17 protein-coding genes are annotated in these 16,586 nt (G+C 71.1%); 3 read left to right on the forward strand and 14 right to left on the reverse strand.

Annotated elements, in window-relative coordinates; translation table 11 throughout:
- From VGR06_RS13530 to VGR06_RS13580, 11 genes are all read right to left on the reverse strand, one after another.
- A partial coding sequence (locus VGR06_RS13530) for a sodium:solute symporter family transporter (RefSeq protein WP_414637250.1) occupies positions 1 to 439 on the reverse strand: 439 nt, incomplete at its 3' end.
- 2 nt (positions 440 to 441) lie between these two features.
- Positions 442 to 783 (reverse strand): DUF485 domain-containing protein, encoded by a 342-nt coding sequence (locus VGR06_RS13535; RefSeq protein ID WP_327559400.1) that lies wholly within the window; start codon positions 781 to 783, stop codon positions 442 to 444.
- A 156-nt stretch (positions 784 to 939) separates the two neighbouring features.
- Complete coding sequence (locus tag VGR06_RS13540) at positions 940 to 2,706, reverse strand: cation acetate symporter (RefSeq protein ID WP_327559401.1); 1,767 nt, start codon at positions 2,704 to 2,706, stop codon at positions 940 to 942.
- Entirely contained in the window at positions 2,703 to 3,050 is a 348-nt protein-coding gene (locus VGR06_RS13545; RefSeq protein ID WP_327559402.1) for a hypothetical protein, read from the reverse strand. Before VGR06_RS13545 ends, VGR06_RS13540 begins: the two co-directional genes overlap by 4 nt.
- On the reverse strand, positions 3,050 to 3,841 hold the full coding sequence (locus VGR06_RS13550) for a LytR/AlgR family response regulator transcription factor (protein ID WP_414637247.1): 792 nt from the start codon (positions 3,839 to 3,841) through the stop codon (positions 3,050 to 3,052). The genes VGR06_RS13545 and VGR06_RS13550 overlap by 1 nt, the downstream gene beginning before the upstream one ends.
- A gap of 43 nt (positions 3,842 to 3,884) precedes the next feature.
- Complete coding sequence (locus tag VGR06_RS13555) at positions 3,885 to 4,988, reverse strand: sensor histidine kinase (RefSeq protein WP_414637248.1); 1,104 nt, start codon at positions 4,986 to 4,988, stop codon at positions 3,885 to 3,887.
- Between the two features lie 86 nt (positions 4,989 to 5,074).
- Entirely contained in the window at positions 5,075 to 6,862 is a 1,788-nt protein-coding gene (locus VGR06_RS13560) for a cation acetate symporter (protein WP_327559403.1), read from the reverse strand.
- A 37-nt stretch (positions 6,863 to 6,899) separates the two neighbouring features.
- Complete coding sequence (locus tag VGR06_RS13565) at positions 6,900 to 7,355, reverse strand: hypothetical protein (protein ID WP_327559404.1); 456 nt, start codon at positions 7,353 to 7,355, stop codon at positions 6,900 to 6,902.
- A gap of 80 nt (positions 7,356 to 7,435) precedes the next feature.
- Entirely contained in the window at positions 7,436 to 8,254 is an 819-nt protein-coding gene (locus VGR06_RS13570; protein WP_327559405.1) for a LytR/AlgR family response regulator transcription factor, read from the reverse strand.
- A 97-nt stretch (positions 8,255 to 8,351) separates the two neighbouring features.
- Positions 8,352 to 9,224: a S49 family peptidase gene (locus VGR06_RS13575; protein WP_327559406.1), complete on the reverse strand. Its 873-nt coding sequence runs from the start codon at positions 9,222 to 9,224 to the stop codon at positions 8,352 to 8,354.
- Between the two features lie 26 nt (positions 9,225 to 9,250).
- Positions 9,251 to 10,528 carry a sensor histidine kinase gene (locus VGR06_RS13580; RefSeq protein ID WP_414637249.1) on the reverse strand — a complete coding sequence of 426 codons (1,278 nt, stop codon included), beginning with the start codon at positions 10,526 to 10,528 and terminating at the stop codon, positions 9,251 to 9,253.
- A gap of 86 nt (positions 10,529 to 10,614) precedes the next feature.
- Between VGR06_RS13580 and VGR06_RS13585 the strand changes: the two genes are divergently transcribed.
- Genes VGR06_RS13585 through VGR06_RS13595 form a run of 3 tightly spaced genes read left to right on the forward strand, consistent with a single transcriptional unit; the run spans position 10,615 to position 13,377 of the window.
- Positions 10,615 to 11,358, forward strand: a complete 744-nt coding sequence (locus tag VGR06_RS13585) for a (Fe-S)-binding protein (protein ID WP_414637251.1) — start codon at positions 10,615 to 10,617, stop codon at positions 11,356 to 11,358.
- Complete coding sequence (locus VGR06_RS13590) at positions 11,340 to 12,770, forward strand: lactate utilization protein B (RefSeq protein ID WP_327559407.1); 1,431 nt, start codon at positions 11,340 to 11,342, stop codon at positions 12,768 to 12,770. Before VGR06_RS13585 ends, VGR06_RS13590 begins: the two co-directional genes overlap by 19 nt.
- Complete coding sequence (locus VGR06_RS13595; RefSeq protein ID WP_327559408.1) at positions 12,763 to 13,377, forward strand: lactate utilization protein C; 615 nt, start codon at positions 12,763 to 12,765, stop codon at positions 13,375 to 13,377. Before VGR06_RS13590 ends, VGR06_RS13595 begins: the two co-directional genes overlap by 8 nt.
- Before the next feature lie 63 nt (positions 13,378 to 13,440).
- Here the strand turns inward: VGR06_RS13595 and VGR06_RS13600 are convergent, their stop codons facing one another.
- The 3 genes from VGR06_RS13600 to VGR06_RS13610 all read right to left on the reverse strand — a co-directional run bounded on the left by VGR06_RS13600 (position 13,441) and on the right by VGR06_RS13610 (position 16,388).
- On the reverse strand, positions 13,441 to 14,304 hold the full coding sequence (locus VGR06_RS13600; protein WP_327559409.1) for an Fpg/Nei family DNA glycosylase: 864 nt from the start codon (positions 14,302 to 14,304) through the stop codon (positions 13,441 to 13,443).
- A 16-nt stretch (positions 14,305 to 14,320) separates the two neighbouring features.
- Positions 14,321 to 14,818, reverse strand: coding sequence for a DUF983 domain-containing protein (locus tag VGR06_RS13605; protein WP_327559410.1), 498 nt, complete (start codon positions 14,816 to 14,818; stop codon positions 14,321 to 14,323).
- Between the two features lie 64 nt (positions 14,819 to 14,882).
- On the reverse strand, positions 14,883 to 16,388 hold the full coding sequence (locus tag VGR06_RS13610; protein WP_327559411.1) for a sigma-70 family RNA polymerase sigma factor: 1,506 nt from the start codon (positions 16,386 to 16,388) through the stop codon (positions 14,883 to 14,885).
- Positions 16,389 to 16,586: the final 198 nt, after the last annotated feature.

The following is a 16,586-nucleotide window of genomic DNA, read 5'->3' on the forward strand; positions in this document are numbered from 1 at the left end:
AGAACGACACCGCAAGCGTGGACGTCGCCGCCGCGGTGCGGACCGGGCGCTCCTGCATGCGGAAGGCCAGCACGTCCGCCATCGTGAAGCGGCCGGTGTTGCGTAGGGGCTCGGCGACCAGCAGCAGAGCGACCAGCCACGCGACGAGGAAGCCGATGCTGTACAGGAATCCGTCGTAGCCGGTGAGGGCGATCGCGCCGGCGATCCCGAGGAACGACGCGGCGGACAGGTAGTCGCCGGAGATGGCGATCCCGTTCTGCGCGCCGGTGAAGGCGTGGCCGGCCGCGTAGTAGTCCACGGCCGTCTTGTTGGTCCGGCTGGCCCGGAACACGATCACCAGCGTGATCGCCACGAAGATCGCGAAGATGGTGATGTTGAGCGCCGGGTTGGCTTCGGCTTTCGCCTGCGCCAGCACGCTGACGTCGGCGAGGGCGGCCATGCTCATTCGGCACCTCCCTCGATCTCGCCGCGGATCTTGTCGGCGATCGGGTCGAGGTGCTTGTTCGCGTGCCGCACGTACAGCCAGGTGATCACGAAGGTGGACGCGAACTGCAGCAGGCCGAAGATCAGCCCGATGTTGATGTTGCCGAGCACCTTGGTGGACATGAACCCGTGGGCGTAGTCGGACAGCAGCACGTACAGCAGGTACCAGACCAGGAACGCCACGGTCATCGGGAAGACGAAGCCGCGCAGCCGCCGGCGCAGCACCGCGAAGTCCGCGCTCTGCTCGATGGACGCCCAGTCCGGCCCGGAACCCGGACGAGTCTGTTCGGAAGTGCTCAACGCCATCGCCTCGCAAGCTCGGTGATGGCCAGCCCAGCCGCCTCGCAGGCTCGGCGGCGGGGCAGTGTCATTGGTTCGCTCGCAAGCTCGCTCACGCGACCTCCCGCTAAGGGTGTGATGCGGCACACGCTAGGAAGGTGCGGGGAGCAGGCGAAATCACCGCCGGACCAAGCGTCCGGTTATTCGACGAACGGCTGACGAACGGCGCGTTGCCCGGGTCGAGTGGAGGTCCCGCACCGCGTCCGGTCCGGTGCGCACCGGCCGGTCCTCGTCCAGGTGCAGCCGCAACATCGCGGCATGCGCCCAGGCCGGCGGCCGGCCACGGAGCGACACGCCGATCGTGGTGAGGAACGCCAGCGGCACGGTCCACGGCGCCGGCTGGGCGACCAGGATCGCCACCCAGCCGTGCAGCGGCGGGCCGAACAGCGTCACCGCGATCGCCCCGGCCGAGCCGAGCAGCCCGGCCAGCACGCCGGTCATCGCGCCGGCCAGGGTCAGCCGCGACCACCAGATGCCGAGCACCAGCAGCGGGCAGAACGTGGACGCGGCCACGGTGAACCCCCAGGTCACCAGCACCCCGGCGTCCAGCCGGATGGCCACCAGGGCGAGCAGCACCACGGTGGCCGCCGCGCCGAACACCGCGATCCGCAGCGCGCCGAGGCCGCCGGGCAGCAGGTCGTAGGAGATCGCGCCGGACACCACCAGCACCAGGCCGAGCGAGGTGGCCAGGAACGCGGCGAACGCGCCCGCGGTGAGCAGCCCGGTGAACGCGGTGCCCACCGCGCCCTGGTCGACCTGCGCGGGCAGCGCGACCACGGCGGTGTCGGTGGCGCCGTTGAGGTACAGATGCGGGACCAGCACCCGGCCGAGCACCCCGTAGATGCCCGGGAACAGGTAGAACATGCTGAGCAGCCCGACGGTGAGCGCCGCGGTCCGGCGCGCCGCCCGCCCGTCCGGGCTGGTGTGGAAGCGCATCAGCACGTGCGGCAGACCCATCGTGCCGAGCATCAGCGACACCAGCAGCGCCCAGGTCCCCAGCAGCGGGTAGCCGGCCTGGCGCAGGTCCAGCAGCGGGCGCTGCCAACCCTCGCCGCCGAGCAGCGCCTGCCCCTGCACCCGCGGCACCGGCGCGCCGGCCGGGAACGTGACCGTGGTGTTCTCCCCGATCTGCCACGGTCCGGGCTCGAGCAGAACGTCCTGCCCGCTGATCCGCACCGGCGTCGGCTCGGCCACGTCCATGGTCACCCCGACCCGGAAGTTCACCTGGATGTCCCGCTCGAACCGGGTGAACTCGACGGGGTGCACGGCCTCGGTGCGCACGCCCGGCCCGACCATGGCCAGCAGCCAGATCGCCGGGACGATGAACAGCACCAGCTTCAGGAAGAACTGGAAGGCCTGCACGTAGGTGGCCGCCTTCATGCCGCCCAGCGCCAGCGTGATCGCCACCCCGGCGCCGGCGATCACCACACCGACCCAGTACGGCGTGCCGCTGACGGCGCTGAGCACCAGCCCGGCCGTCCGGAACTGCGGCACCAGGTACAGCCCGCCGATCACCAGGATCACCACGGCCGCCACCCGCCGCAGCGCCGGCGAGGCCAGCCGCGCCTCGGCGAAGTCCGGCACGGTCAGCGCGCCCGACCGGCGCATCGGCGCGGCGACCAGAACGAGCATCGCGATGTAGCCGGCGGTGAACCCGACCGGGTACCACAGCGAGCCGATCCCGTCCTTGACCACCAACCCGGCGACGCCCAGGAACGACGCCGCCGACAGGTACTCCCCCGACACCGCCGCCGAGTTCAGCAGCGGCGACACCTGCCGCGAGGCCACCAGGAAGTCCGAGGTGGTGCGCATCGCGGCCACCCCGCGCAGCCCGATCAGCAGCGTCACCAGCACGACCGGCGCCACCGCGAACGCGAAGATCACGGCTCGTCCTCGATGCGTTCGGCGCGGTGGAGTTGCCATCGGGCAAGGAGAACCAGGCCGGGGTAGGGCAGCAGGGCGAGCGCGAGCCAGGACAGTGGGACGTCGAACAGGCGGGCGGCGTCGAGGCCGGGGAACAGCGCGAAGATCAACGGCAGGCCGAGCATGCCGGCGAACAGCAGCACCAGCGGAGCAACCGCGCGGCGGCGCTGGGCTTCATACAGGCGCAAGGCCCGCTCGGCGCCCGGGGCGTCCAAGGTGGGCACTCGCCAGCGACCGCGGAGGCGACGGTGGGCATGGGCGTGGCGGGTCTGCGGGCTCATCACCGCAACCCGGCGCTGCGACATCAGGGCCGCCCGGACCGGTCGAGCTGGCCGTTGCGGGCCGCGTGCAGCAGGCGTTCGCGCAGCTCCCGGGCGTGCCGGCGGCTCACCGGAACGTCGCCGAGGTCGGTGTGCGCGAGCAGACCGCCGACCGAGTCGCTGCGCAGCTCGCGGACCGCGCCGAGGGCGACCAGGAAGCTGCGGTGCACCCGGACGAACCCGGCCGCCTCCCAGTACTCCTCCAGCCGCGAGATCGGCATCCGCACCAGGTGCACCCCGGTCTTGGTGTACAGCCGCACGTAGTCGCCGTGCGCCTCCACGTAGTGCACCTCGTTGCGCCGCACGTACCGGGTCCGCCCACCGGTCTCCACCGGCAGCGCGGCCATTGCGTCCGGCAGCGCCTGGGGCTGTGCCGAATTTTCCACCGGACCGTCCGGCACCACCCGCAGCACCCGGGCCAGCGCGTCGGCCAGCCGCTCCGCCCGCACCGGCTTGAGCAGGTAGTCCACCGCGCCGATGCCGTAGGCGGCCACGGCGTGCTTGTCGTAGGCGGTGACGAACACGATCACCGGCGGCTCACTCAGCTTGGCCAGCAGGGAAGCCAACTCCAGCCCGTCCAGCCCGGGCATCGCCACGTCCAGGAACACCGCGTCGAACCGGTCGCTCTGGATCATGCGCAGCGCGGTCAGCGGGTCCCCGGCGGCGAGCACCTCGTCGACCTCGGGCGCCTCGCGCAGCAACGTGCACAGCTCGTTCAGTGCGGGCGGCACGTCGTCGACCGCCAGCACCCGGAGACCGGTCATGGCAGTGCCCATCGGCTCGCTCCGCTCGCATGAGCAGGCCTCAACGCGATAATGCTCACGGCATCACCCCCGGCTGGAACCGGGGAATCCGCACCACGACCCGGGTTCCGGCGCCGACAGCGGTCTCCGCCACCAGGCCGTACCAGGGGCCGTAGACGGTGCGCAGCCGTCGGTCCACATTGGCCAGTCCGACCTTGGTCGGGCCGTCCTGCACCCCGTCCGACGCGGCGCGCCCGGCCAGGATCCCTTCGGCCAGCGCGGGATCCATCCCGACGCCGTCGTCCTCGACGCTGATCACGCAGTCGTTGCCCTCGGCCTCGCCGCGCACCTGGACCAGTCCCGGACCGACGTGCGGCTCGATGCCGTGCCGCACCGCGTTCTCCACAAGTGGTTGCAGCACAAGGTAAGGCAGCGCGACGGCGAGCACCTCGGGGGCCACCCGGACCTGCACCCGCAGCCGCTCGCCGAGCACCGCACGCTGCAGCGCCAGGTACGTCTCGATGGCGTGGAACTCGTCGGCCACCGTGGTGTACTCGCCGTGCCGGGCCAGGCTGTAGCGGATGTAGTCGGCGAAGTCCAGCATCAGGTCGCGGGCCCGGTCCGGCTCCGAGCGGACCAGCGAGGCGATCACGGTCAGCGCGTTGTACACGAAATGCGGCGAGATCTCCGCGCGCAGCGCCCGCAACTCGGCCTGCGCCGCCTGCTCGGCCGACGCCTCCAGCCGGCCGCGCTGCAACGACTCCACAATCAGCGCGGCGGCCTCCTTCACCAGCGCGCGCCGGGCGTTGCCGTGCACCAGCAGCACGCCGGCCAGCTCGTCCTGAACGTGCAGCGGCAGCGCCATCAGCGGCGGGCGCCCCGCGCGGGTCTCGGCGTGCAGGACCTGCCGCACCAGGATCTCCGCGGCGTCACCGGCCGGCTGCGTGCCGGCCCACACCGGGATCCCGGACAGGTCCGCCAGCCCCACCCCGTCGGCGTCCAGCAGCCGGCGCACCGACCGGGCCGCCGCCCGCACTCCCGTCCCGGCCAGCCCGTCCCGCAGGTCGGCGGCGATATGCCTGGCCATGGCCAGCGCGGCCGCCGGATCCGCCCGCGACCACGGGCCACGCCAGGACCGGGCGAGCTCGACGGCGGGCTCGCGATCGGCGGGCACCGACATCGGGGCTCCCATCGTTCGCTCTCTCAGCGAACCCTAAGTGCACCAGCCCCGATACAAAAGCGGCTTGTCGTGACGTGGCGTCCGGGTTACTGGCGGTGGCGGCCGTTGGCGAGGCGGGCGCGGTCCTCGGGAGAGCCGAAGCGGGCGATGTCCCGGTCGCGGATGAAGCCGAGGCGGTCCGGGGCGTGCATGCGCAGCCGGATCCGGTTCACGTCCGGCGGTTTCGTGCCCTGGGTGGCCTTGCTCACCAGGATCACGATGAGGAACGCGACGGGCACGGTGACGATGGCCGGCTGGCTGAACAGCGGCCAGGCCCAGTGCCCGGTGTAGTCACTGACCGTGCCGACGACCAGGGCGCCGAGCACCAGCGCGCCGCCCACCACGATGCCGGCGGCGGCGCCTACCCAGGTCAGGTTGCGCCACCAGATCCCCAGCAGCAGCACCGGCGCGAACGTGGACGCGGCCAGCGCGAACGACATGCCCACGGTGAGCGAGATGTCCGTCGGCCGCAGCAGGATCGCCAGCCCCAGCGGCACGACCCCGGCGATCGCGGTGCCCAGCTTGAAGTCCCGCACCCGCCCGGGCAGCACGTCGGTGGACAGCACCCCGGCCACGCTCACCACCAGACCGGAGGAGGTGGACAGGAACGCGGCGAACGCGCCGGCCGCGGTGATCGCGCCGAGCACCTCGCCGAGCACCCCGGGTGCGATCTTGGAGGGCAGCGCCAGCACCGCGAGGTCCGAGCGGCCGGTGACCAGCAGCTCCGGCACGTACAGCCGGGACAGCGCGCCGATCAGCATGGGGAACAGGTAGAACAGCGACAGCAGCAGCAGCACGTGCAGGGTGGTGCGCCGGGCCGCGCGGCCGTCCGGGTTGGTGTAGAAGCGGACCAGCACGTGCGGCAGCCCCATGGTGCCCAGGAACGTGGCCAGGATCAGCGAGTACGTCAGGAACATGTCCGAGGTCCCGGGCACCGGCCGCAACCAGCTGGCGTTGTCCGCCGGCGCGCCGACCACCACCGGCACCGACGAGCCGGTGAAGAACTGCAGCTCGGTGCCGGCGTCCACGGTGTGCGTCTTGGCCGCCCAGAACGTGGAGCCGTGTGCCGGGGCGCCGTCCACCACGCCCTCGGCCAGCAGCCACACCGCCTCCTTCACCTGCAGCTCCACCGGGGTGGTGACGTTGATCGTGGCGTTGCTGGTGAACGTGGGCGGCAGGTCCTCGGTGAGCCCGGTGCTCTGGCTCGTGCCCACCCCGCCGTTCTTGATGAACAGCGCGCACATGATGAACGTCGGCGCGGCGATGGCGAAGAGCTTCAGCCAGTACTGGAACGCCTGCACCACGGTGATCGCCCGCATGCCGCCGCCGAACACGTTGACCACCACGATGACGGCCACGAGCGCCGAGCCGACCCAGTTCGGCATGGCCGTCACCCGGGTGACGGTGAGCCCGGCGCCCTGCAGCTGCGGCACGAGGTAGAGCATCCCGATGAACACCACGAACACCGTGGACAGGCCGCGCAGCCCGCGGGAGCCGAGCCGGGCCTCGCAGAAGTCGGGCAGGGTGTACGCCCCGGACCGGCGCAGCGGCGCGGCGACGAACACCATCAGCGCCAGGTATCCCGCGGTGAAGCCGATCGGGTACCACAGCGCGTCCACCCCGTCCTTGAGCACGAGGCCGGCGACACCGAGGAACGAGGCGGCCGACAGGTACTCCCCGGACACCGCGGCGGCGTTGCGGCTGGACCGCACGGCGCGCCGGGCCACCAGGAAGTCCGGGGTGGTGCTGGCCAGGCGCGAGCTCCGGTAGCCGATGTAGAACGTGGCGAACGCGACCGTCGCGAGGCCGGCTAACGCCCACAGATTCAGTTCCACAAGTTGACCCAACGTGTCCGGGTGTGCTGCGCCGAGCCTACTTCTCGACCATATCGACGAAGTCACGCTCTTTGCGTTCGGCCAACAAGTTGTACCAATACCCGATCCCGAACAGCAGGGGGAACGGCAGGATGCCCAGCACCAGCCAGGGCAACCGGACACCGGAGACGGTCACTTCGGACAGTTGCGGCACGAAGTGGAACACCGCCGGCAGGCAGGCCAGGAACAGCACGGCCCCGCCCCATAACCGGACCGCGAGGCGCAACTGCACCCGGATGAACTGCCGCACCAGCTCCTCGCCGTAGCTGGTCTGCTCCTCCAGCTCGACCACCGTGCGCAGCACCGTCACCGGCGCCCGCGAGTCGGCCAGCACCACCCGCTTGCGCCGCGGCTTGGTCGGCGGATCCTCGTATTGAATTTGCTCGCTCCGCTCGCGTGAGCGGGCCTTGACGCGATGCCTTCCCTCGTCCGCTGCTCGGTCGCCGGTGCCCATACCGACCCCCTGACGGGGCCCGCCCCCTCCTCCTCGCTCCCTGCGCTGCTCCTCAGTCCAGGCATCGCCGGCCCGCTCGGTCATAGCGCGCCCCCACGGGTGATCCGGTCCTTGAGCTCGCGGGTGTGCCGGCGGCTGACCGGGAGCTTGCGCTCGCCGTTGCCGATGATCACGTGGTAGCCGTTGCCGCCGAGCTGCAGCTCGGTGATCAACGCGACGGGTACCAGGTAGGACCGGTGGATGCGCACGAAGCCGGCCTTCTCCCAGCGCTCCTCCAGCTGTGCCAACGGGATCCGCACCAGGTGCGAGCCCTCGGCGGTGAACAGCCGGGCGTAGTCGCCCTGCGCCTCCACCCAGCGCACCGACGAGCGCGGGATCAGCTTGGTGGTGCCGGCCAGCTCCACCGGGATGACCTCGTCGTCGCTGGGCTCGACCACGGTGGGTGCCTCGCCGGTGAGCCCGTCGCCGCGCAGCTTGGAGATCACCCGCTGGATCGCCCGGTCCATCCGGATCTGGTCGCACGGCTTGGGGATGAAGTCCACCGCGCCCAGCTCGAACGCCTCGACCGCGTCCTCGCCCTCGCCGTGCCCGGTGACGAAGATCAGCACCGGGGACGGCTTGAACCCGGCCAGCACCTTGGCCATCTCCATGCCGGTGAGCCCGGGCATCTTCAGGTCGGAGAACACCGCGTCCACGATCGGCCGGCCGGCGTTGCGCCGCGCGGCCAGCTCGTGGTCGTCGCCGCTGAGCACCCGCAGCGCGCCGGTGGCGTCGAAGGCCTGGATGATCCGCCGTACGTAGCGGTTGCCGTTCAACCGCTCGAGCAGGACGTCCATGCCGTCCTTCTCATCGTCCACGGCAAGAACGACGAGGCCGGCGGGATTATTTGCGGTACTCACAGTGAGAAGAATCCTGCCTACCGCACGGCGTACCTGTAAACCGTCAAATCGGGGGCCACCCGGCCGGGTGACCTCCGGCTACGCAGCGCGGTCATCGTTACAGCCCGAACCGGGACCACGCCGCGCGGGTCTCGACGGCCTCCATCGCGGCCAGCACCCGGTCCGCGGTGGACATGCCCATACCGGCCGCGCCGGCCAGCCCCAGCCGGGCCAGCAGCGGGCGCTTCGGCTCGGCCACGCTGATCTCCGCGTCCGGGTACCGCTCATTGATCACCTCGCGCAGGTTGCCCACGCCGTCGGCCAGGCCGAGCTCCACCGCCTTCGACCCGGTCCACACCTCGCCGGTGAACAGGTCCGGGTGGTCGGCGTTCAGCTTGTCCCCGCGGCGTTTGCGCACCCAGTCGGCGAACTGCTCGTGCAGCTGGGACTGCAGCGTGGTGAGCCACTCGACGTCCTCGGCCTTCTCCGGCTTGAACGGGTCGAGCCGCACCTTGTTGGTGCCCGCGGTGTACACCCGGCGCTCCACCCCGATGCGCTCCAGCAGCCCGGTCAGCCCGAACCCGGCCGACACCACGCCGATGGAACCGACCAGCGAGGACGGGTGCGCGTAGATCTCGTCGCCCGCGCAGGCCAGCCAGTAGCCGCCGGAGGCCGCGACGTCCTCGCAGAACGCCAGCACCTTCACCTTCTTGCGGCCGGCCAGCTCCCGGATCCGCTCGGCGACGAGCGCGGACTGGGTCGGCGCGCCACCCGGCGAGTTGATCGTGAGGGCCACCGCGGCCAGGCGGTCGTGCTCGAAGGCGCGGGTCAGGGCCGACTCGACGTTGTTGACGTTGATGGTGCCCCGGCCCAGCGGCGAGGGCGTCGGGGTGATCACGCCATGCAGCTTGACCACGGCGACCACGGGGGCGGTGCCGCCGCGCTCGCCGATCCTGGGCAGCCGGGAGACCAGCCTGTCCGTGACACTCATGGGCCCAAGGTTACGTGTACTCGCAGTTAACGGGCGCGCCGGCTGAGACCGTCGGCCACCGCCGCCGGCTCCGCGTCCCCGCCCTCCTCTTCCGAGGCGGCGTACTCCGGCAGGTCGGTGCGCACCCCGGGGAAGAACTTGGGCACCCGCAGGATGACCTTCATGCCGGCACCCGGCGCGGTCTCCACCATCAGCGCGTACTCGTCGCCGAACACGGACCGCATCCGCTGGTTGATGTTGCCGAGGCCGACGTGCGCGCCGGTCTTGTGCGCGTCCTTGAGATCCTCGAACAGCCGGTCGGCGTCCATGCCGATGCCGTCGTCCTCCACGCTGATCAGCGCCTCGTTGCCGTTGTCGTGCGCCACCACGGTGACCGTGCCGCCGCCCGGCTTCGGCGCGATGCCGTGCTGCACGGCGTTCTCCACCAGCGGCTGCAACACCAGGAACGGCACCACCACGTTGAGCACCTCCGGCGCGATCTTGAGCCGGACGTTGAGCCGCTCCTGGTAGCGCTGGTGCTGGATGGCCAGGTAGCGCTCGATGTTGCGGATCTCGTCGGAGAGCCGGGTGAACAGGCTCGACGAGCGGAACGAGTACCGGGTGAACTCGGCGAAGTCCTGCAGCAGGTCCCGGGCCTGCTCGGGGTCCGTGCGGATCAGCGAGGAGATCGCGTTCAGCGCGTTGTACAGGAAGTGCGGGGAGATCTGCGCGCGCAGCATGCGCAGCTCCGCGCGGGCCAGCTGCTGCTTGGACTCGTCGAGCTTGGCCAGCTCCAGCTGGATGCAGATGAACTGGGCCACCTCGTCGGCGGCCCGGATCAGCCGTTTGCTCTCCGCCCCGCCGATCACGATCAGGGTGCCGCCGACGTCCCCGTCGATGATCAGCGGCACGATCACCGCGGTGCGCATCGGGCAGCGGCTGCGCTGGTTGCACGGCAGGTCGGTGTGGCTGAGATGCTCGCGATGTCCCCGGCGCAGCGCCGACTCCACCGCCGCGGTGAGGTCCTCGTAGTGCTCGTTGGCGCCGCCGTCCCAGGACAGCAGCCGGCCCTCGGCGTTGGTGATCCCGATGGCCACGCACTTGAGCATCTCCACCAGGTGCTTGGTGGCCTGGTCGGCGGCCTGCTCGGTCAGCCCGTTGCGCAGCTCGGGCGCGGCCTTGGACAGCCGCTGCACGGCGTCGAGCACCGCGTCGGCCACCGAACCGTCGCTTTTCCGGTTCCTGAGCAGGAAATAGAAGGCGGCGAGCACGATGAGCACCGCGATCGCGCCGACCAGGGCCCGCTCCGTCAACACCTGGGCCACAGTGTTTACTTCCTGACTCGATGGCGTAGCGCCAACCAATCCTCGGTGATGAATAGCGGTGTAGCAAGGGTCACCGGGATACGGTACTGATCGTGGCGGTCCAGACAACACGCGTGGCGCTGTTTCCGACATGCCTGACGGACACGTTCTTCCCGGACACCGCGCGCGCGGTGGTGCGGTTGCTCGAACGGCTCGGCTGCACGGTGGATTTCCCGTTGGACGCCACGTGCTGCGGCCAGATGCACTACAACACCGGCTACCGCGAGCACGCCGTGCCGCTGGCGCGCACGCTCGCGTCCGCGTTCGCCGGCTACGACGCGGTGGTCGCGCCGTCCGGCTCGTGCGTGGGCATGGTGCGGGACGTGTACCCGAAGCTGCTCGACGGGTCCACTTCGGTCCCACGCATGTACGAGCTGTCCGAGCTGCTGGTGGACGTTCTCGGGGTGACCTACGTGGGGGCGTACTTCCCGCACCGGGTCACCTACCACCCGACGTGCCACTCGCTGCGCCTGCTCGGGGTCGGCGAGCGGCCAATGGAGCTGCTGTCGAACGTGCGCGGGCTGGAGCTGATCGAGCTGGACGAGGCGGAGTCCTGTTGCGGCTTCGGCGGAACGTTCGCGGTGAAGAACGCGGACACGTCCACCGCGATGCTCACCGACAAGATGTGGAACGTGCTGGGCACCGGCGCGGAGTTCGTGACCGCGGGCGACAACTCGTGCCTCATGCACATCGGCGGCGGGCTGTCCCGGATGCGCTCCGGGGTTCGGGCCGTGCACCTCGCGGAGATCCTGGCCAGCACGGAGGAGGAGCCATGGCCCGTAACCCGGTGACCTGGTTGGGTTCGCCCACGTTCCCGCGCGCCGCGGCCGAGGCGCTGCGGGATCCGCAGCTGCGCCGCAACCTCCGGCACGCCACGCACACCATCCGGAACAAGCGCGCGAACGCGGTGGCCGAGCTGCCCGACTGGGAGCGGCTGCGGCTGGCCGGCGAGGCGATCAAGAACGACGTTCTGTTCCATTTGGACACCTACCTGGAGAAGCTGGAGGCCGCGGTGACCGCCCGCGGCGGCGTGGTGCACTGGGCGCGGGATGCCGCCGAGGCCAACGCGATCGTGCTGCGGCTGACCCGGGAGGCCGGCGCGCGCGAGGTGGTCAAGGTGAAGTCCATGGCCACCGCGGAGATCGGGCTGAACGAGGCGCTCGAGGCCGCCGGCGTCGGCGTGGTGGAGACCGACCTCGCCGAGCTGATCGTCCAACTGGGACACGACCGGCCGTCGCACATCCTGGTGCCGGCGATCCACCGCAACCGCGCGGAGATCCGGGAGATCTTCGCCCGCGAGGTGCCCGGCGCGCCGCCGGATCTGACCGACGCGCCGGCCGCGCTCGCCGAGGTGGCCCGCGAGCATCTGCGACGGAAGTTCCTGTCCGCCACGGTGGCGATCTCCGGCGCCAACTTCGCCGTCGCCGACACGGGTTCGGTGGTGGTGCTGGAGTCGGAGGGCAACGGGCGGATGTGCCTGACCCTGCCGCAGACACTGATCACCGTGATGGGCCTGGAGAAGGTGCTGCCGACCTGGCGCGACCTCGAGGTGTTCCTGCAGCTGCTGCCGCGCTCCTCCACCGCGGAACGGATGAACCCGTACACCTCGATCTGGACCGGGGTCACGCCCGGCGACGGTCCGCAGGCGTTCCACCTCGTCCTGCTGGACAACGGGCGCACCGCGACGCTCGCCGACCCGGTCGGGCGGGCGGCGCTGCGCTGCATCCGGTGCTCGGCCTGCCTGAACGTCTGCCCGGTGTACGAGCGCACCGGCGGCGCCGCGTACGGCTCGGTCTACCCCGGGCCGATCGGCGCCATCCTCACCCCGCTGCTCGCCGAGGCCCCGGAGGACAAGCACGTCGCCTCGCTCCCGTACGCCTCCTCGCTGTGCGGCGCCTGCTTCGAGGTCTGTCCGGTTCGGATCGACATTCCCTCGGTGCTCGTCCACCTGCGCGCGGAAGTCGTTGCCGCCAAAGGAAACCGGACCCCGGAGGCGGTCGGCATGGCGGCCCTGGCCTGGATCTTCGGGAGCTCCCGGCGCTACGAGGCCGCGCAGAAGGCCGGCGCGCTGGCCCGGTACCTCGGCCACGACGGGACGATCTCCCGGCTGCCCTGGCCGGGTTCCAAGTGGACGGTCAGCCGGGACGCGCCCGCGCCGGCGAAGGAGTCGTTCCGGGCCTGGTGGAGGAGGACCCGTGGCTGATGCCCGCATCGAGATCCTCGGCCGGATCCGCCGTTCCCTCGTCGACCGGCCGGCCGCACCGGCGGTGCCCCGGGACTACGACGTCACGCGCCCGGTGGACGACCTGGCGGCGCTGTTCGCCGAACGGGTCGCCGACTACCGGGCCAAGGTCAGCCAGGTCACCGCGAAGAAGCTGCCGGCCGCCATCGAGGCCGCGCTGCGCGCGCGGGACGCGGGGAGCGTCGTGGTGCCCGCCGACCTGCCGGCGTCCTGGTGTGTCAACGGTTTCGACTGGCAGATCGACGACCCGCCGCTGGGGGTCGAGGCGCTCGACGAGGTGCACGGCGTGCTCACCGGCTGCGCCGTTGCGATCGCCGAGACCGGCACCATCGTGCTGGACGCCGGGCCCACCCAGGGCCGGCGGGCGCTCACCCTGGTCCCGGATTACCACCTCTGCGTGGTGCGCGCCAAGCAGATCGTCGGCACCGTCCCGGAGGCGCTCGCCGCGCTCGACCCGGTCCGCCCGCTGACGTTCATCTCCGGTCCGTCGGCCACCAGCGACATCGAGCTCAACCGCGTCGAGGGCGTGCACGGCCCACGCAACCTCGAGGTCCTCCTCGTTACCTGACTTGTCGCGGGTTCTTCCCACGACAGGTGCGACTTGTCACGGGAAGTTCCCGCGACAAGTCAGCTATTTGAGGAGGCGGGAGAGGCGGCGGTCGGCGAGGGGCTTGCCGCCGGTCTGGCAGGTGGGGCAGTACTGGAACGCCTTGTCGGCGAAGGAAACCTCGCGCACCGTGTCGCCGCACACCGGGCACGGCAGACCGGTCCGGGCATGCACCCGGAGGCCCGAGCGCTTCTCGCCCTTGAGCCGCGCGGCGTGCTGGCCGACCGAGCGGGCCACCGCGTCGGTCAGCACCGAGATGAGCGCCGTGTGCAGGTGATCCAGCGCGTCCGCACTGAGCCGCCCGGCGGTGGCGTACGGGGACAGCCGCGCGGTGTGCATGATCTCGTCGGAGTAGGCGTTGCCCACCCCGGACATGATCTTCTGATCGGTCAGCGCGGTCTTCAGCCGTTCCGACCGCCCGGCCAGCAGGTCGCCGAGCTGGTCCCGGGTGAGGCCCAGCGCGTCCGGCCCGAGCGAGGCGATCTGCGGCACCTGCGCGGGGTCGTCCACGATCCACACCGCGAGGCCCTTCTTCGTGCCGGCCTCGGTCAGGTCGAACCCCGGTCCGTCCCCGGGCTTGCCCAGGTGCACCCGCAGCGCCAGCGGCCCCTTCCCCGGCTTCGGCGGCGCCGCCGACATCGTGTCCGACCAGCGCAGCCAGCCGGCCCGGGCCAGGTGCGTCACCAGGTGCAGGCCGTCGCAGTCCAGGTCGAGGTACTTGCCGAACCGGCCCGCGCCGGTCACCGTCCGCCCGTGCAGCGCCGTCCACGGCGGGCTCGCCGTCTTCAGCACGCTCAGCGACGCCACGTCCACCCGGTGGACCGTGCGCCCGACGCCGTGCTCACGCAGGTGGTGGGCCAGCGCCTCGACCTCGGGAAGTTCTGGCACCGGCACCCACTCCTCGCTAGTCGTCGTCGGCGCTGACCTTCTTCTTGGTCGGCTCCGTCGTGATGATCATCTCCGGAGTGACGACCGGCTTGAGCGGACCCTCGACCGCGGGTCGCGACTCGAACGCGATGCTACGGACAGTCCTGGCGATCTGCTGACGCTGCTTGTACGCGCCGCGCACCGTGCCGACCCAGCGCTCCTTCGGATTTCCCTCACCGTCATCGCCCATGGCCGCGACCAGGGTGTAGGGCCGGCGCAGCACCCAGCGGACCGGGAAGAACAGCAGCACCAACACCAGGATGAGGACCACCCAGGCAGGCACCACCACGGCCTTCGGCGTCCATACGACAAGGATCAGCGCCAGCACGACCACGATTGACAGCATGACGGCGGTGGGCCCGCGCCCGGCGCTGATGTCATGCTCGAAGTCGATGGCGGTGGCGGGGGTGCGCCACTCCAGCGTGCTGTGTACCGTCCATTGCGACCCGTCCGCGGCGGTCACCGTTTTCGCCATGGGAACAATTCTCGCATCGACCATGCGCGGAAAGCGACCGTTGGCGATCTTGATCGTTCTCGGTTCAGCGCTTGCGCGTCCCCGTGGACGCCGAAGTCTTCTGCGCGCTCGTGGTGGTGGTCGCGGTCGTGCCGGTCGCCGCGTCCGGGGTCACCTGCGGCGAGTCGGACTTCGGCTCCGAGTTCGTTCCGACCGGCTGCGCCGCCGGCTTGGTGTACTTCGTGGTCTCGGTGTACGTCCTGGTCTGGTTCTCGGCGTTGACCTCGGTCACCGACCTGGTCTCGTACACCGTCGCGATGCCGGCGTAGGTCTCCGAGCGCTGCTCGATGGCGGTCTCCCGGTACACCACCAGCGCGCCCTCGTCGAACCCGCTCTTGGCCGGCGCCGCCACCACCTCCGGCGACCCGCCCGCGTTCGTGGCCGGAACCGCGTTCCCCGCCCCCGGCCGCAGCGTCCGCCGGCTCGGCACCACGGCCGCCGTGCTGTACTCGCCGGTGGTCAGCGCGATCGTCTGCGAGCTGGTCCGGTCGGACGGCTGCGACCCGGTGATCACCAGCTCGGCGCCGCGGTCCCCGTCCAGGTCGTCCTGAGCGACCGGCGCCCCCGGCCCCCACGGCCCGGTCACCAACCCCAGCACCCCCACCGCCGCCGCCGACGTCGCGGCCAGCGCCACCTGGACCTTCGCGCTCGCCAGCAACCCCTTCACGGTCGCACCCAACCCGCCGGTCGTCGCCACCGCACGGGACAGCTCCCACCCGGCAACCGCCACCACCGGCGCCGTCAGCAACACGGCATGTGCCCGCAGCCCCGAATAGACGTCCTGCAACTCGGCATGCATCGTGGTGCACGACGGACACGACGCCAGGTGCGCCCGGATCCGCCGGCGCTCCGACCCCCTGATGCTCCCAGCCGTGTACGCACCCAATTTCTCCAGCACGTCCCGGCACCCGGTCGCGCTCCGCTCGGCGGCCAGGTGCGCCTGCAGGTAAGCCGCCCGCAACCCCTGCCGCGCCCGCCGGGCCAGCGCCGCCGTCGCGTTCGCCGACAACCCGAAGTTCGTCGCCACGACCGCCGGCCGCTCCCCCTCCACCTCGACCTTCCACAGCACGCTGCGCCACCGCTCCGGCAAACTGGTGAACGCCCGCGTGATCAGGTTCCGCTCCGCCGACTGCCCCAAGGCGTCGGGGTCGCTCCCCGCCCGATCGGTCAGCTCCTCGTCGGACACCGGCACATCCCGCCGCCGCGCCCGCCACTCCCAGGCCACCCGCCTGGCGACGATCAGCAGGTACGCCCGGACATTGTCGACGGGCCCCGCCCCCCGCCGGATCGCCTGCAACACCCGGAAGAACGCCTCAGCCGTGAGATCCTCGGCCTCCGACCGGTCCTGCACCAACCCGAACGCCAGCCGCCGCACAGCCCGGGAATGCCGCGCGAACAACTCCCCGAACGCCGAGTCCTCCCCCGCCCGCAACCGCTCCAGCAGCGCCCGATCATCCTCGGCGACGTCACGTGGTCCCACCGGATCGGCCACCGCCTCACCGCCACCCACCGTTCGGTCAACCGCGGTCATCCGGCCAAATACCTCCTCCCGGCGACCACTTGACAGGCGACCAACATGCCACACAACACTTCCCCATGGTCCGCAAACGTGAAGAACGTTAATGGGAACCCAACGAAAGTCGTGAGCCAAACAGCCCAACCGACTACATCCCCCAACCCCACCCCGCTCAGCCCGCTCGGCCGATCACACCCAATCACCCAAAGTGAC

This window comes from Actinophytocola sp., from assembly GCF_036002505.1.
In the GTDB taxonomy this organism is placed as follows: Bacteria; Actinomycetota; Actinomycetes; order Mycobacteriales; family Pseudonocardiaceae; genus DASYTH01.

What these genes read in the sequence shown, in the direction of transcription:
- VGR06_RS13545 (WP_327559402.1), bottom strand. Translation starts at nt 3,050, where the DNA reads ATGTCGCAGCGCCGGGTTGCGGTGATGAGCCCGCAGACCCGCCACGCC.
- VGR06_RS13550 (WP_414637247.1), bottom strand. Translation starts at nt 3,841, where the DNA reads ATGGGCACTGCCATGACCGGTCTCCGGGTGCTGGCGGTCGACGACGTG.
- VGR06_RS13555 (WP_414637248.1), bottom strand. Translation starts at nt 4,988, where the DNA reads ATGTCGGTGCCCGCCGATCGCGAGCCCGCCGTCGAGCTCGCCCGGTCC.
- VGR06_RS13565 (WP_327559404.1), bottom strand. Translation starts at nt 7,355, where the DNA reads ATGGGCACCGGCGACCGAGCAGCGGACGAGGGAAGGCATCGCGTCAAG.
- VGR06_RS13575 (WP_327559406.1), bottom strand. Translation starts at nt 9,224, where the DNA reads ATGAGTGTCACGGACAGGCTGGTCTCCCGGCTGCCCAGGATCGGCGAG.
- VGR06_RS13590 (WP_327559407.1), top strand. Translation starts at nt 11,340, where the DNA reads ATGGCCCGTAACCCGGTGACCTGGTTGGGTTCGCCCACGTTCCCGCGC.
- VGR06_RS13605 (WP_327559410.1), bottom strand. Translation starts at nt 14,818, where the DNA reads ATGGCGAAAACGGTGACCGCCGCGGACGGGTCGCAATGGACGGTACAC.
- VGR06_RS13610 (WP_327559411.1), bottom strand. Translation starts at nt 16,388, where the DNA reads ATGACCGCGGTTGACCGAACGGTGGGTGGCGGTGAGGCGGTGGCCGAT.